At 72.3% G+C, this 14,927-nt stretch carries 11 protein-coding genes and 5 tRNA genes; 7 read left to right on the forward strand and 9 right to left on the reverse strand.

Going from position 1 to position 14,927, the window contains the following annotated elements:
- Positions 1-42: 42 nt before the first annotated feature.
- The 7 genes from ACZ7OY_RS14350 to ACZ7OY_RS14380 form a co-directional block, all read right to left on the reverse strand.
- Entirely contained in the window at positions 43-456 is a 414-nt protein-coding gene (locus tag ACZ7OY_RS14350) for a hypothetical protein (RefSeq protein ID WP_471911645.1), read from the reverse strand.
- A gap of 110 nt (positions 457-566) precedes the next feature.
- A tRNA-Phe gene (locus ACZ7OY_RS14355) sits at positions 567-640 on the reverse strand.
- 24 nt (positions 641-664) lie between these two features.
- Positions 665-739 (reverse strand) — tRNA-Asp (locus ACZ7OY_RS14360).
- Positions 740-789: 50 nt separating this feature from the next.
- Positions 790-862 (reverse strand) — tRNA-Glu (locus tag ACZ7OY_RS14365).
- An 80-nt stretch (positions 863-942) separates the two neighbouring features.
- The gene (locus ACZ7OY_RS14370) at positions 943-2,637 is read right to left on the reverse strand and encodes a metallophosphoesterase (RefSeq protein ID WP_471911646.1); all 1,695 of its coding nucleotides are present in this window, start codon (positions 2,635-2,637) and stop codon (positions 943-945) included.
- A 40-nt stretch (positions 2,638-2,677) separates the two neighbouring features.
- The gene (locus tag ACZ7OY_RS14375) at positions 2,678-3,028 is read right to left on the reverse strand and encodes a metallopeptidase family protein (RefSeq protein ID WP_351615185.1); all 351 of its coding nucleotides are present in this window, start codon (positions 3,026-3,028) and stop codon (positions 2,678-2,680) included.
- Between the two features lie 351 nt (positions 3,029-3,379).
- Positions 3,380-3,742 (reverse strand): hypothetical protein, encoded by a 363-nt coding sequence (locus tag ACZ7OY_RS14380; protein WP_471911647.1) that lies wholly within the window; start codon positions 3,740-3,742, stop codon positions 3,380-3,382.
- Positions 3,743-3,990: 248 nt separating this feature from the next.
- On the opposite strand from ACZ7OY_RS14380, the gene ACZ7OY_RS14385 reads away from it, so the two are divergent.
- The 4 genes from ACZ7OY_RS14385 to ACZ7OY_RS14400 all read left to right on the forward strand — a co-directional run bounded on the left by ACZ7OY_RS14385 (position 3,991) and on the right by ACZ7OY_RS14400 (position 10,337).
- Positions 3,991-6,132 (forward strand): DEAD/DEAH box helicase, encoded by a 2,142-nt coding sequence (locus ACZ7OY_RS14385; RefSeq protein ID WP_471911648.1) that lies wholly within the window; start codon positions 3,991-3,993, stop codon positions 6,130-6,132.
- A 309-nt stretch (positions 6,133-6,441) separates the two neighbouring features.
- A complete protein-coding gene (locus tag ACZ7OY_RS14390; RefSeq protein ID WP_471911649.1) occupies positions 6,442-8,571 on the forward strand; it encodes an FG-GAP repeat domain-containing protein in 2,130 nt (709 codons plus the stop codon).
- Between the two features lie 48 nt (positions 8,572-8,619).
- Complete coding sequence (locus ACZ7OY_RS14395) at positions 8,620-10,155, forward strand: amino acid permease (protein WP_471911650.1); 1,536 nt, start codon at positions 8,620-8,622, stop codon at positions 10,153-10,155.
- A gap of 109 nt (positions 10,156-10,264) precedes the next feature.
- Positions 10,265-10,337: transfer RNA gene (locus ACZ7OY_RS14400), tRNA-Lys, on the forward strand.
- A 105-nt stretch (positions 10,338-10,442) separates the two neighbouring features.
- Here ACZ7OY_RS14400 and ACZ7OY_RS14405 read toward each other — a convergent pair.
- The gene (locus ACZ7OY_RS14405) at positions 10,443-11,093 is read right to left on the reverse strand and encodes a GTP cyclohydrolase II (protein ID WP_471911651.1); all 651 of its coding nucleotides are present in this window, start codon (positions 11,091-11,093) and stop codon (positions 10,443-10,445) included.
- A 224-nt stretch (positions 11,094-11,317) separates the two neighbouring features.
- Positions 11,318-11,839, reverse strand: coding sequence for a MarR family winged helix-turn-helix transcriptional regulator (locus ACZ7OY_RS14410; protein WP_385531289.1), 522 nt, complete (start codon positions 11,837-11,839; stop codon positions 11,318-11,320).
- Between the two features lie 76 nt (positions 11,840-11,915).
- Here ACZ7OY_RS14410 and ACZ7OY_RS14415 point away from each other — a divergent pair, with 76 nt between their 5' ends.
- The 3 genes from ACZ7OY_RS14415 to ACZ7OY_RS14425 all read left to right on the forward strand — a co-directional run bounded on the left by ACZ7OY_RS14415 (position 11,916) and on the right by ACZ7OY_RS14425 (position 14,819).
- Positions 11,916-13,049: a dihydrofolate reductase family protein gene (locus ACZ7OY_RS14415; protein ID WP_471911652.1), complete on the forward strand. Its 1,134-nt coding sequence runs from the start codon at positions 11,916-11,918 to the stop codon at positions 13,047-13,049.
- 164 nt (positions 13,050-13,213) lie between these two features.
- Positions 13,214-13,287, forward strand: a tRNA-Met gene (locus ACZ7OY_RS14420).
- Positions 13,288-13,472: 185 nt separating this feature from the next.
- Positions 13,473-14,819, forward strand: a complete 1,347-nt coding sequence (locus ACZ7OY_RS14425) for a PP2C family protein-serine/threonine phosphatase (RefSeq protein ID WP_471911653.1) — start codon at positions 13,473-13,475, stop codon at positions 14,817-14,819.
- Positions 14,820-14,927: the final 108 nt, after the last annotated feature.

Raw genomic sequence — 14,927 nt, forward strand, 5'->3', positions numbered from 1 at the left:
AAATCCGTGGCGAACCCTTTTGCTTCCGGCGTGGGGACCGGGTCAGGGGGCGCGCTGGGCCGGGGGTGCGGGTGGGGGTGCGTCGGGTGCCGTGCCCGGCGCGGCGGTCGGCGCGGTGGCGGGCACGGGTGCGTCGGAAGGTGCCGGGGCGGCCGGTGCCGGTGCGGGCGTGGCGGGTGCGGGCTCCCGGCGGGGGCCGTCTCCCAGGGCGATCGAGCGGGCGGTGTTGGAGACGGCCTTGATGCCCAGATAGGCGGTGGTCATCCCGCTGATCGCGGTGAACGCGGCGGTCAGCACACCGACGATCACGGCCCGGTCGCCGTCGAGCCGCCAGACGCCGAAGACCGCGACGCCCGAGATCGCGACGATGCTGATGACGACGGCCATCAGGCCGTAGCGGGCCCGGTCCTTCTCTAACTCGGTGTCCCGCACGTCTCCGGTCCTGCTCCGCACCATCGTCCGCGCCCCTTCAGCACCGCGCCGGCCGGGTGTACACCGACCAGGCATACAAGGATCAGGCATACAACGACAGGAGCCTCATCCGAACGGATGAGGCTCCTGACTTGTGGCTGGGGCCGGGGTCGAACCGGCGACCTATCGCTTTTCAGGCGATCGCTCGTACCAACTGAGCTACCCAGCCACGAGATTTCCGAGGAAATCTCAGCGGTCCTGACGGGATTTGAACCCGCGGCCTCCACCTTGACAGGGTGGCGAGCACTCCAAACTGCTCCACAGGACCTTGCTGTTGTGCGCGAACTCACTTGCGTAAGTGTCGCACACCGTACTGCGTGCCCCCAACGGGATTCGAACCCGTGCTACCGCCTTGAAAGGGCGGCGTCCTAGGCCGCTAGACGATGAGGGCTATCGGCCCGCCTGCGCGCTTCTCAGCGCGTCGGGGACGTCATGAGCATATGGGATGGCGGGGGGTATCGCCAAAACGGTTTACGGGGAGGTCCCGGAGGGGCCGGGAGGGCCGCCCTGGACAGGGGTCCGGGACCCGGTCGGCGACGGCCTGGAGGAGGGCGCCGGGGACGCCGTGGGGGAGGGTGTCGGGGAGGGCGCCGCCCCCGGCTGGTTCTCCTCCGGCAGGTGACGGCTGACCTCGGCCGTGGTCAGGCCCAGACCGCCCAGCCGGATCTCGTCCCAGGCCTGGAGGCGCCGGGTGTCGCGGTCGAAGTAGAGGATCGACGCCTCGATCGGGTCCGGGTACCTGCCCTCGACGGCGCGCAGCCCGCTGCCGCCGGTGGAGCCCTCCACCCGCAGCCGGGTGCCGTTCTTCATGACCTCCGTCTCCTCGTGGTGCACATGGCCGGCCAGCACGAGCGGCACCTCGCCGTCCGTGACGCGCGCCGCGAAGGGCTCGTGGACGATCGCCACGTCGGCCGGGGTCCCGGCGGCCTGCTGGTCGCGCAGGGCCGAGGCCAGCCGGGCGCCCGCCAGGTACTCGGCCGGGTCGCCGCCCGGCCGCGCCGAGCGGTCGGGTGTGAACTGCGGGTCGCCGATGCCCGCGAAGCGCAGGCCCGCGACGGTCTCGGCCCGGCCGTCGTCGAGGACGTGCACGTTCTTCATGCGCTCCAGATAGCGCTGGGTGAGCGGGGAGTCGTGGTTGCCGCGGACCCAGACGTAGGGGGCGCCGAGGTCGGCAATCGGGTCCAGGAAGGCGTTCTCCGCCGCCGTGCCGTGGTCCATGGTGTCGCCGGAGTCGACGATCACGTCGACCTTGTACTGCTCCACCAGCGACGCGATGATCTTCCAGCTCGCCGGGTTGAGATGGATGTCCGAGACGTGCAGGACCCGGATCGTGCTCGGGTCCGGCGAGTAGGCGGGCAGCGTGGAGGTGACGTCGTAGAGCTTCGTCACGTTCGTCACCAGACGGGCCAACTCCTGCTGGTAGACGTCGAACTCGGTGACGATGCTGCGCGCGTCGCCCACCAGGGAGGGCGCGGAGGACAGCAGGCCCGAGAACCTCGGCTCCAGGACCGACTCGGGGTTCCAGGTCGCGTACGCCGTCCCGCCGCAGGCCGCGAGCAGGGTCAGGGCCAGCCCGCCGGCCGCGAGGGCGCGCCGGGGGCGGCGGTAGACCGCGAGACCGAGGGCGGTGGCGCCGGAGACGACGGCGACGCAGGAGCGCGCGGCCAGGTCGAGCGTGCCGTGCTCCACGTCCCGGGTGACCTCCTCCTGGAGGCCCGTGATCCGCTCGGGGTGGTCGACCAGGGCCCGGGAGCGGACCGGGTCGAGCTGGTCGACGTTCACGTCCAGCCGGACCGGGGCGGCGTGGCTGTCCAGGCTCAGCGCGCCCAGCGGGGAGACATTGATCTTGGTGCCGCCGGTGAGGGAGGGGCGCAGGGTCATCGTGGTGTCCATGGGACCCACCGGGACCCGTACGTTCCCGACGACCAGCAGGCCCAGCCAGGCCCCGGCCAGGACCACGGTGACCAGACCCAGGGCGCGGGCCCAGGGGCGCGGCTGCGGGACGAGCTCGACGGAGAGCCGGGGCAGGGGCCGGGGGCGACGGCTGGCCCGGCGGCGGGCGAGCACGCGGGGCCCGGGTGTGCGGGGCCTTCCGGGTGCGCGGGGCCCGGGTATGCGGTTCAGGGCGGCGGCGATGCCGTGGGCACGGGCGGGGACGCGGACCATTGGGCCCGTATGCCCGGGTCTCCGGGCGGGTATGCGGGCGTCAGCCCCAGCCCAGTTCGTGCAGCCGCGCGTCGTCGATGCCGAAGTGGTGCGCCACCTCGTGCACGACGGTGACGGACACCTCCTCCACCACGTCCTCGTCCGTCTCGCAATGGCGCAGGGTCGGGCCCCGGTAGATCGTGATGCGGTCCGGCAGGACGCCCGCGTACCACTCCCCGCGCTCCGTGAGGGGGGTGCCCTCGTACAGGCCGAGGAGTTCGGGGTCGTCGGACGGCGGCTCGTCCTCGACGAACACCGCCACGTTGTCCATGACCCGCGTCAGCTCGGGCGGGATCCGGTCCAGGGCCTCGCTCACCAGTTCTTCGAACCTGTCGCGCGTCATCTCCAGCACACGGCCATTGTCGGGGAAGACCGGGCGGAGCGGGGGGTTCGGGCGCGTCCCGTGCGGACCGTGGCCGGGTGCGGCGGGCGGGCCGGGGCCGGGGCGGCGTGCGGGCGCGTGTCCTACGGCGGTGACGGGAGTTGAACACATCGACTTCTTCGTCCACCCGGAGGTGGCTTCCGTGCGCCCCTTGAACGTATCCGTCCGCCTGGCCGTGACGGTCATGGTCGTGGCCGGCGCGGCCGGCTGTGTGAGCGTGGGTGACGACGACGGGAGCCAGGCCAGACCGTCGCACTCGGTGGGACGGGAGGGCGACGGCGCCGGAGGTGGTGACCAGGCCGGCGGCGGTGGCGTGGTCGGCTACGAGGACGGGTCCGGGCACGGCGGGCACGGCCGCGGCAGGCACGGCGGGCGGCAGAGCGGGAAGCCGGAGTCCCCGTCGGCCTCGCCGTCGGAGGGCCCCGGCGCGAGCGCGAGCGCCTCGGCGTCCGTCCGGCCGGGGCGGAGCGTGCCGCCGGGCGTGCCCTCGCCGACCGGGGCGCCGCCGGTGCCGACGGGGACCACCCCGGCGCAGGAGCCGTCCGGGGACCCGGTGACGACCGCCCCGCAGTCGCCGGAGCCGTCGACCGCGGAGCCGTCGTCCTCGGCGCACGGGGAGAGCCTGCCCCAGCTGGCGCAGCGCGAGCCCGCGCCCAGGGCGGGACTCCCAGCGCTGTGAGCCATGCTTTCCAAGGCAGGGAAGCCCTCGTGACCTGCGGTTTTGGGGACGGATTTGCCTAAGGTGGGTGAGGGTGCGTATGGTGGTAGATCGTTCGTAGATCGTTTGATCCCATTTGCCCGGCGCCAACACAGAGCGCGCCGTGTGGCGCGTACTCTCCCTTGCCGTGGCGGACCGCATTGAGGCGGTCGTAATGCGACTCACGGAGTTGACGGGCGCGTGCCGAAGAGACTCCGGAAGGTTTCGCATTCGCATGTCCATTTCCAGTACTGATCACGCCGTCGTGCCCTCGAACGGGCAGAACGACGACAACGTCGACACCGTCGAGGCGACGGTCGAGACGGCCGTCGAGACGGCGTCCGAGGCCCCGCAGATCACCTTCGCGGACCTCGGCCTGCCCGAGGGCGTCGTGCGCAAGCTCGCCCAGAACGGCGTGACGGTCCCCTTCCCGATCCAGGCCGCGACCATCCCGGACGCGCTGGCCGGCAAGGACATCCTCGGCCGTGGCCGCACCGGCTCCGGCAAGACCCTCTCCTTCGGTCTGCCGACCCTGGCCACGCTGGCCGGCGGCCGCACCCAGAAGCACAAGCCCCGCGCGGTCATCCTCACCCCGACCCGTGAGCTGGCCATGCAGGTCGCCGACGCCCTCCAGCCCTACGGCGACGTCCTCGGCCTGAAGATGAAGGTCGTCTGCGGCGGCACCTCCATGGGCAACCAGATCTACGCCCTGGAGCGCGGCGTCGACGTCCTCGTCGCCACCCCGGGCCGGCTGCGCGACATCATCAACCGCGGCGCCTGCTCCCTGGAGGACGTGCAGATCGCCGTCCTCGACGAGGCCGACCAGATGTCCGACCTGGGCTTCATGCCCGAGGTCACCGAGCTGCTGGACCAGGTCCCGGCCGGCGGTCAGCGCATGCTCTTCTCCGCGACGATGGAGAACGAGATCAAGACCCTCGTCGACCGGTACCTCAACGCCCCGGTCAGCCACGAGGTCGACGCGGCCCAGGGCGCGGTCACCACGATGAGCCACCACATCCTCATCGTGAAGCCCAAGGACAAGGCGCCGGTCACGGCCGCGATCGCCTCCCGCAAGGGCCGCACCATCATCTTCGTCCGCACCCAGCTGGGCGCCGACCGTGTCGCCGAGCAGCTGCGCGACGCCGGGGTGAAGGCCGACGCGCTGCACGGCGGCATGACCCAGGGCGCCCGTACCCGGACGCTGGCGGACTTCAAGGACGGTTACGTCAACGTCCTGGTCGCCACCGACGTCGCCGCGCGAGGCATCCACGTCGACGGCATCGACCTGGTCCTCAACGTCGACCCGGCCGGCGACCACAAGGACTACCTGCACCGGGCCGGCCGTACCGCGCGTGCGGGCCGCACGGGCACCGTGGTCTCCCTCTCCCTGCCGCACCAGCGCCGCCAGATCTTCCGCCTCATGGAGGACGCGGGCGTCGACGCCGGGCGCCACATCATCCAGGGCGGCGCCGCCTTCGAGCCGGAGGTCGCCGAGATCACCGGCGCCCGCTCGATGACCGAGGTCCAGGCCGAGTCCGCGGGCAACGCCGCCCAGCAGGCCGAGCGCGAGGTCACCCAGCTCACCAAGGAGCTGGAGCGCGCCCAGCGCCGCGCGAGCGAGCTGCGCGAGGAGGCCGACCGCCTCGTCGCCCGGGTCGCCCGCGAGCGCGGCGAGGACCCGCAGGCCGCGGTGGCCGAGGCGCAGTCCGAGGCGGCGCAGGCCGTCGCCGAGGTCTCCGTGCCGGAGCAGCCGGCCGCGCAGGACGTCGACCGGGCCGAGCGCGAGGAGCGCACGGCGTCCTCGTCCTCGTCCTCGTCCTCGTACGAGCGTCGTGACGACCGGGGCGGTTTCAACCGTGACCGTCGTGACGAGCGCGGTGGCGACCGTGGCGGCTTCCGCCGTGACGACCGTGGCGGCGACCGTGGTGGCCGTTCGTTCGGTGGCGACCGTGACCGTGGTTTCGAGCGTCGTGACGACCGTGGTGGCCGTTCCTTCGAGCGTCGTGACGACCGGGGCGGTTTCAACCGCGACCGTCGTGACGACCGTGGCGGCGACCGTGGTGGCCGTTCCTTCGGTGGCGACCGTGACCGTGGTTTCGAGCGTCGTGACGACCGTGGTGGCCGTTCCTTCGAGCGTCGTGACGACCGGGGCGGCTTCAACCGTGACCGCCGTGACGAGCGCCCCGGCCACCGTGGCAGCGACCGCCCCTTCAACCGCGACCGCCGCGACGACCGTCCGGGCTTCCGCTCCGCCGGTCACGACCGTCCCCACGGCCGTCGTGACGACCACCGCGGCTCCGGCTCCGGCTCCGGCTCCGGCTCCGGTTCCTCCTTCGGCCGCCGCGACGACAAGCCGCGCTGGAAGCGCAACGGCTGACGTCTGCCGACCGACCCACGAAGGGCCCGTACGACTCCGGTCGTACGGGCCCTTCGGCCTTTCCCGCACCCGTCGCGGTGCTCCGCGCGGCGCCCGTCGCGCTGTCCCACGAGCAGCTCAACGGCCCTTATTTTCAATACCGTTCATCATTTGACGACTGTTAACATCCTTTGACTTCGACTTGGCTTCGACTCGACGGAGCGCGCACGAGGGGGGGCCTCGACGCAGCCACGCGCTCCTGGCGACGAGCTTCCGAATCTCTTGCCGCCTCGGTGTTCTTTTCCCTGGGGAGGGACCTTGTCTCGGCGTGTGCACTCACGCTTCACCGCGAACCGGCGTGCCCGGATCGCGCTCACTCTGACGAGCCTGGCCGCCCTCGGCGCCGGCTCCCTGACCACCGCGGGCCCGGCGGCCGCGGACACCACCCCCATGCCCCTGCGGACCGGCGGGGTGTGGGGCCTCGACTACGCCGGCGGTGTCCTGACGACCGTGGAGAACGCCCCGAACGGCGACCCCTACGTCACCGACCGCGCGATCACGGCCGACGGCACGGCGGCGGGCGCGCGGGACCTCCGCGGCTACGCGGGCACCTTCGCGAACGGCGCCCACCTCCAGCGGGTCGGCTGTGACGCGGGCGACTGCACGGCGCTGCGGGCGGCCGGGAACGGCTATGTCGGCGTCTTCTTCGGCGACGCCGAGGGCCAGGAGGGCCAGGAGCGCGCTCAGGTCTGGACGAGCGGCAGCAGCTACCACGGCACCGAACCCCTCGTCACGGGCGGCCGTTTCGTCGACATCACCGGACGTTACTTCGTCTATCAGGCCGCTTCGACCGGCAAGCAGTACGTCGACGCGGTGCAGAAGTACTACACGCACGAGGTGCGGCTGACCCGCGCCGCCACCGCCGCCTCCGTGTGGGGCTCGCGGCTGTACACGCCGGGGACCGGCAACGGCACCGTCACCGCCTACGACCTGGAACAGAAGAAGACGGTCGAGACCCTCGCCACCGGCGCGCCCTGCACGGTCCAGGAGCTCCAGGCGGTGGGCCGCTGGGTCTACTGGAACTGCGGCGCCACCGGCCCGGCGGGCGTGTACGACCGTACGGCCAGGAAGAACATCACCGTGCCGTCCGGGCCCGCCCTGGTCGGCGACGGCTATCTCGTCCAGCACGACCGCACGGCCGGGAAGCTGCTGCTCACCGACTTCCACACGGGTACGGCGGCGGCCCCGCGCGCGATCGCCGACCTGCCCGCAGGGAACACCGCCGACCAGCGGCGGCTGACCTGGTCGGTGGACAAGTTCGGCGGCGACATCGCCTACGTGGACGCCGAGCACACCGTGCACGTCGTGCAGAGCGGGGTGCCGTCCCAGCCGCTGGTGCCCGTCGAGGCCGAGTTCGACGACGGCTCGGTGGACGTCCGCGACGACTGGTGGAACAGCACCTGGCAGCTGAGCAAGCCGGCCACCTGGACCTTCACCGTGAAGGACGTCCTCGGCCGTACGGTGCACACCCAGTCCGGGACCGGCACGGCCCCCGAGGCCGGCTGGAACGCGAAGACGGACGCGGGGGCGGTCCCGTACAACGGCCGCTACACCTGGACCCTGACCGCCACGGCGACCGAGGGCACCGGCACCTACACGAGCGGCGGCTCGGTCGTGCTCTCCGGCGGTCTGCCGGTCCATCACGACCTGGGCGGCTACGGCTACGGCGACCTGGTCACGCTCGACGCGTCCGGCCGGCTGGGCGTGCGCTACTCCCCGGGCAACGGCACCGTGGCCGGGGCGGTCTCCGGCGCCGGCTGGGCCGCCGGGACCGTGGCGGTCCCGTTCGGCGACATGACCGGCGACCGGTGCGCCGAGACCCTGATCCGGATGCCGAACGGCGAACTGCGCCGCTACCTCGGCCGGTGCGCGGGCTCGTACACCCCGGCGAGCAGCCATGTGTCGCTGGGCACCGGCTGGAAGCAGTACGACGTGCTGACCTCGCCCGGCGACGTGGACAAGGACGGGCTGCCCGACCTGATCGCCCGCAACGCCACCACCGGCACGGTCTACCTGTACAGGACCACCAGCGCGGGCAAACTCGCCGCCCGGGTGAAGCTCTTCGACGACTGGAAGGGCTACAAGAAGATCGTCGGCGTCGGCGATTTCAACGGCGACGGCGTCGGCGACCTGCTCGCCCAGGACAAGACCAACACCCTGTGGCGCTACGACGGCAACGGCTCCGGCGGCTTCAAGGCCCGGGTGAAGGCCGTCTCCGCCTGGGGCGCTTCGTACAACGCCGTCGTGGGCGTCGGTGACATCACCGGCGACGGCCGGGCGGACCTGGTGGCGCGGGACACCGCGGGCAACCTGTACCGCAACAACGGCACCGGCAAGGGGGCCTTCGGACCGCGTACGAAGATCGCCGGCGGGTGGGGCGTATACAAGGGCATTTTCTAGCCACCGTGTGACGCATGTCATGCCCCCGGCGAGGGAATCGCTGGGGGCATGACAGATGACGGCAAGAAGAGCGGGCTCTCGGACGAGGAACGGCTTGCCCAGCTCGGATACACACAGGTGCTGGCCCGCCGGATGTCGGCGTTCTCCAACTACGCGGTCTCCTTCACGATCATCTCGGTCCTGTCGGGCTGCCTGACCCTGTACCTCTTCGGCATGAACACCGGCGGCCCCGCCGTGATCACCTGGGGCTGGGTCGCGGTCGGCCTGATGACCCTCTTCGTCGGCCTGTCCATGGCCGAGATCTGCTCGGCCTACCCGACGTCGGCGGGCCTGTACTTCTGGGCGCACCGGCTCGCGCCCCCACGCACGGCAGCCGCCTGGGCCTGGTTCACGGGCTGGTTCAACGTGCTCGGCCAGGTGGCGGTGACGGCCGGCATCGACTTCGGCGCGGCGTCCTTCCTGGGGGCCTATCTCAACCTCCAGTTCGACTTCGAGGTGACGCCGGGCCGCACGGTCCTGCTCTTCGCCGCGATCCTGCTGCTGCACGGCCTGCTCAACACCTTCGGCGTGCGGATCGTCGCGCTGCTGAACAGCGTGAGCGTGTGGTGGCACGTGATCGGTGTGGCGGTCATCGTCGGCGCGCTGGCCTTTACCCCGGACCACCACCAGTCGACGTCCTTCGTGTTCACGAAGTTCGTGAACAACACCGGCTGGGGCAGCGGCGTCTACGTCGTCCTGCTCGGCCTGCTGATGGCCCAGTACACCTTCACCGGCTACGACGCCTCCGCCCATATGACGGAGGAGACCCACGACGCGTCGACGGCCGGCCCCAAGGGCATCGTCCGCTCGATCTGGACCTCGTGGATCGCCGGCTTCGTCCTCCTGCTGGGCTTCACCTACGCGATCCAGTCCTACGACGACGAACTCGCCTCGCCCACCGGCGCGCCGCCCGCCCAGATCCTGCTCGACGCGCTGGGCGCGACGGCCGGCAAGCTGCTCCTGCTGGTCGTGATCGGCGCGCAGCTGTTCTGCGGCATGGCCTCGGTGACGGCCAACAGCCGCATGATCTACGCCTTCTCGCGGGACGGCGCCCTGCCGTTCTCGCACGTCTGGCACACCGTCAGCCCGCGCACCCGCACCCCCGTCGCGGCGGTCTGGCTGGCGGCGGCCGGCGCGCTCGTCCTCGGCCTGCCCTATCTGATCAACGTCACGGCCTACGCGGCGGTCACCTCGATCGCCGTCATCGGCCTCTACATCGCCTACGTCGTGCCGACCCTGCTGCGGCTGCGCAAGGGCGAGGAGTTCGAGCGCGGCCCGTGGCACCTGGGCCGCTGGTCGCGGGCGATCGGCGTGGTCGCGGTGGTCTGGGTGCTGGCCATCACGGTCCTGTTCATGCTGCCGCAGGTCTCCCCGGTCACCTGGGAGACGTTCAACTACGCCCCCGTCGCCGTCCTCGTCGTCCTGGGCTTCGCCGCGACCTGGTGGCTGGTCTCGGCGCGGCACTGGTTCCTCAACCCCGAACACGCCCGCACCATCGCGCGCGAGGCGTCCGCCAAGGGGGCCCCCGAACCGGTCGATCCATGACACTCCCGGCTCACCGCGGCGCCGCCACGCCGTCCGACGCGGCCGGGTCCCCGATACCCGATCGGAGACCCGGCCCTGTCCGGCTATGCTCGGGGAGGCAACATCGCCTGGGCCCTTAGCTCAATTGGCAGAGCAGTGGACTTTTAATCCATTGGTTGTGGGTTCGAGTCCCACAGGGCCTACCGGAACGCCCCCAGCTCAGAGGTACTTCGAGCTGGGGGCGTCACTGGTTTCCGGGCCCTTCGCGAGTGCGGTCCCGCCCGGTCCGGCCGTCCCCGGAAGCGGCCTCAGCCCGTGGGCAGTTCCGTCAGCTCCGTGAGGTCGGCCAGCGGCAGGGTGTGCTGGGTCTGGAGGACCTTCGCGCGGAGGTAGCGGACGTTGTGCGGGGTGGTGAAGACACCCGTCGGCACGCGGTCGCGGACGTCGGCGCCCAGGGCGCGGAGCTGGTCGGCCTTGTCGGGGTTGTTGGACAGCAGGTCCAGGGCGTCGATGCCGAGGGCCCGGAGCATCTGGGCGGCCGCCGTGTAGTCGCGGGCGTCCTCGGGCAGGCCGAGGGCCGCGTTCGCCTCGTAGGTGTCGAGACCCTGGTCCTGGAGGGCGTACGCGTCGAGCTTGTTGTAGAGGCCGATGCCCCGGCCCTCCTGACGGAGGTAGAGCAGCACTCCGCCGCGGTCGGCGATGCGTTCGACCGCCTCGCGCAGCTGGGGGCCGCAGTCGCAGCGGGCCGAGCCGAGGACGTCGCCGGTCAGGCACTCGGAGTGCAGGCGGACCAGCGGGGTGGTGCCGGGCGCGGGGTCGCCGAGGACGATCGCCACGTGTTCCTGGCCGTCGGCCAGGCCGTGGAAGGTCACCAGCTCGGCGTCGACGCCGTAGCCGTCGTGGAAACGCAGCGGGACCCGGACGCGGGAGCGCTGGGTGGCGGCGGGGAGGTCGGGCATGCGGGCTCCGGGTCCGGAGGGAACTTCTGCTTCAGTTTTGAAGCAGAACCTGTGTCCCCGACCCTAACCCATGCTTGAAATTTGAAGCAATGGGTTGGGGGCGCGGTTCGCCGCCGCGCCCGGGAGTGCGAGGGTTCCGGTCGGGAGTGCGAGGGTTCCGGTCGGGAGCACGCAGGTTCCGGTCGGGAGCACCCAGGTTCCGGTCAGGAGCGCGAAGGTTCCGGTCAGGAGCACGGGGGCTTCGGCGAGCGGCGGCGCCACGGCATGTCCTCCGGTGCCCCGGGCGCCTCGGCGCCGCTCTGGAGCGCCCGGGCGACCCCGGTGAAGATCTCCTCCAGCTGCCGCACCTGCTCCGGGGCGAGATGGTCGAACAGGGTCGCGCGCACGTTCTCGACGTGACCCGGCGCCGCCCGCTCCAGGACCGCCATCCCGGCGTCGGTCAGGACCGCCGTGCTGCCCCGCCGGTCCGACGGGCAGCCCTCGCGCAGCACCAGGCCGTCCTTCTCCAGGCGTGTCACCGCGTACGTCAGCCGGCTGCGGGTGATCTTCAGTCGTTCGGCGAGGTCGGTCATGCGCAGCCGGCGTCCGGGCTCCTCGGAGAGCCGGGACAGGATGGAGTAGTACAGGTGCGGCATGCCGGCCTCCTGCTGGAGGTGGCGGTCGAGCGCGTCCTCCACGAGCAGGGTGGCGGCGAGGTACGCGCGCCATGCGCGCTGCTCCTCGGGAGTGAGCCAGCGGGTCGTCATGCCGCCAGTGTAGGTTTGTTTCAAACTTGAACCAAGAGTCCCGAGACCCGCCCCGCCGCCGAGAGTGAGCGCGCCGATGCCGTTCCCGTACGTCCTGCTGTCCGCCGCCGTCTCCCTCGACGGCTGCCTCGACGACACCGGCCCCGAGCGGCTGCTGCTCTCCAGCCCCGCCGACTTCGACCGGGTCGACGAGGTACGGGCCTCCGTCGACGCGATCCTCGTCGGGGCCGGCACGATCCGCGCCGACAATCCCCGGCTGCTGGTGAACTCGCCCGAGCGGCGGGCCGCGCGGGTGGCGGCCGGGCGGCCGGAGTACCCCCTCAAGGTCACCGTGAGCGGATCCGGCGAACTGGACCCGGCCGCGAACTTCTGGCACACCGGCGGCGAGAAGGTCCTCTACACCACCGACCAGGGTGCCGGGCGGGCCCGCCGGGCGGGTCTGGCGACCGACGTCGTCGCGCTGGGGCCCGAGCTCGACTGGCGGCTGCTGCTGGAACACCTGCACGACGTACGGGGGGTGCGGCGGCTCATGGTCGAGGGCGGCGGCACCATCCACACCCAGCTGCTCCAGCAGGAACTCGCCGACGAACTCCAGCTCGTCCTCGCCCCGCTCTTCGTCGGCGACCCGGCCGCGCCCCGGCTGTTCGGCCCGGGGGCCTACCAGGGCGGCCGGCTGCGGCTGACGGAGACCCGGCGGATCGAGGACGTCGTTCTCATGCGCTACGAGCCCACCGCGCCCGGTGTCGCGGACGCCGTCTCGGCCGCCGACCGGCACTGGCTGGCGCTCGCCTGCGAACTGGCGGCCCTGTGCCCGCCGTCGCGGACCGCGTTCAGCGTGGGCGCGGTGGTGGTGGCCGCCGACGGCACGGAACTCGCCCGGGGCCACTCCCGGGAGGGCGGCGATCCCCTCGTGCACGCGGAGGAGGCGGCCCTGGCGAAGATCGACCCGGCCGACCCGCGGCTGCCCGGCGCGACCGTCTACAGCAGCCTGGAGCCGTGCGCCCGGCGGGCGTCCCGGCCGGCCCCGTGCGCGCGGCTGATCCTCGGCGCGGGGGTGCGGCGGGTGGTCACGGCCTGGCGGGAGCCGGACACCTTCGTCACCGGCGCCGACGGCAGCGGGCTGCTGGCGGCCGAGGGCGTGCATGTCGTCGTCCTGCCGGACCAGGAGGCGGCCGCCAAGGCGCCGAACCGCCATCTCCTGCCGGGCTGAGCCGACGCGCCGGACCTGGCCGCGCCCTGTCGGCGGTCTCTCCGGAAGCCCGTTCGTCGGTCCTTTCGCAAGCCGTCCGGCGGCCCTTCGTAAGCCCGCCCGGCGGGCCCGGAAACAATCGCTGTGCATTCCCTCCCGCGAATGGCGTATGCTGGTTCTACCGACGCGGGGTGGAGCAGCTCGGTAGCTCGCTGGGCTCATAACCCAGAGGTCGCAGGTTCAAATCCTGTCCCCGCTACTGAAGACTCAGGGCCGGAATCCAGTTCACGGATTCCGGCCCTGAGTGTTTTCACCACGGCTACCGGCGTTCCCGCGGAGCCGTTTTCGCCGCCGCCGTCATCCGGTCGGCCCAACATCGCTCGCCCTGCGCGCCGACTCCGGCGAATCTGGACCTTCGTGGCTGGAGACGGCGGGAGACGAGTGGTGCGCTCTGGTGACCTGACGGGTGAGGGGCCGCACGAGGAACCCGGCGCGGCCGAGGGGCCCGGCACGGCCGCGGACGACCACCTCGTCCCGTACGCACGCGCGGGCGGCCGCCTCTCGCCCGACCCCGCCCCGGATCCCGGACCGGTGTCCGGGCCGGACACCGGCCCCGGCGGCCGGGCAGCCGCCGTGCCCGCCTCGCCCACCGCACCCGCGGCCCCCGCATCCTCCGTACCGTCCAGGTCCTCCGTGTCCGCCGCCGCCGCCGGCGACGACCGGCGGTTCTGTCTCCTGCGGTCACTCCTCAGGGTGCTTCCCGCGCTGATGGCCGTCGGCGGGGCCGTCTACGGCATCTGCACGCCCCGCGGCTTCACCGGGGCGCCCCTGTTCACGGCCGCCCCGCTGGTGGCGGCCCCGCTGTACTCCTTCCTCGGCACCGCCGTCACGGGTGTGGCCGCCGTGGCCGGCGCGTACGCCGTGCACGCCCGGTCCGCCCGGGTCCCGGACGCCGACGCGGTCACCGAGATCGTCACCGTGGCCACGGTCGCCGTGATGGCCGCGGTCATCAACCGTGTCGTGCGCCGCGGCGACCAGCGCCTCGCCAGCGCCCGCGGGATCGCCGAGGCCGCCCAGCGCGCGGTGCTGCCCGAGCCCGCCGCCCGGATCGGCGGGTACGACGTCGCCGCCCGCTACGAGGCCGCCCAGGCCGACGCCTTCATCGGCGGCGACCTCTACGCCGTGCAGGACACCCCGCGCGGCGTACGGCTGGTCGTCGGGGACGTACGGGGCAAGGGCATGGGCGCGGTGTCGGCGGTGGCCGTGGTCATCGGGGCCTTCCGGGAGGCCGCCGAGCAGGAGGCGACCCTGGAGGCGGTCGCGCAGCGGCTGGAGCGGGCGCTGGCGCGCGAGGGCACCCGGCGCGACGGGCCCGACGCCTTCGAGGGCTTCACCACCGCCGTACTCGCCGAACTTCCGCACGGGGACGAGACGGTACGGATCCTCAACCGCGGGCACCCGCCGCCGCTGCTGCTGCACCCGGACGGCACCGTGCACCCCCTGCCCGCCACCGAGCCGGCTCTGCCGCTCGGCATGGGCGAGTTGGGCAGCCGGCCCGACCGCGCGGAGGAGACCCGGTTCCCCAGGGGTGCCACCCTGCTCCTGTACACCGACGGCGCCTCCGAGGCGCGCGACACCCAAGGCCGGTTCTACGACCCGGAGGAGCGGCTCGCCGGCCGCTCCTTCCACGACCCCGAGGAGTTGCTCGCCGCTCTCGCGCGGGATGTGCACCGGCACTGCGGGGGAGGTCTGACGGACGATATGGCCCTGCTCGCCGTCCGACGACCCTGACCGGGCTTTCGTCACATGGAGTGATCGCGCGACCCCCCTGCGCATAACATCTGAGTCACCATCAAAACCCCGGTGACTCCTGAGGCGTCGCCCCGAGCCTCGCACAAG

Source organism: Streptomyces sp. NPDC107559, from assembly GCF_055657365.1.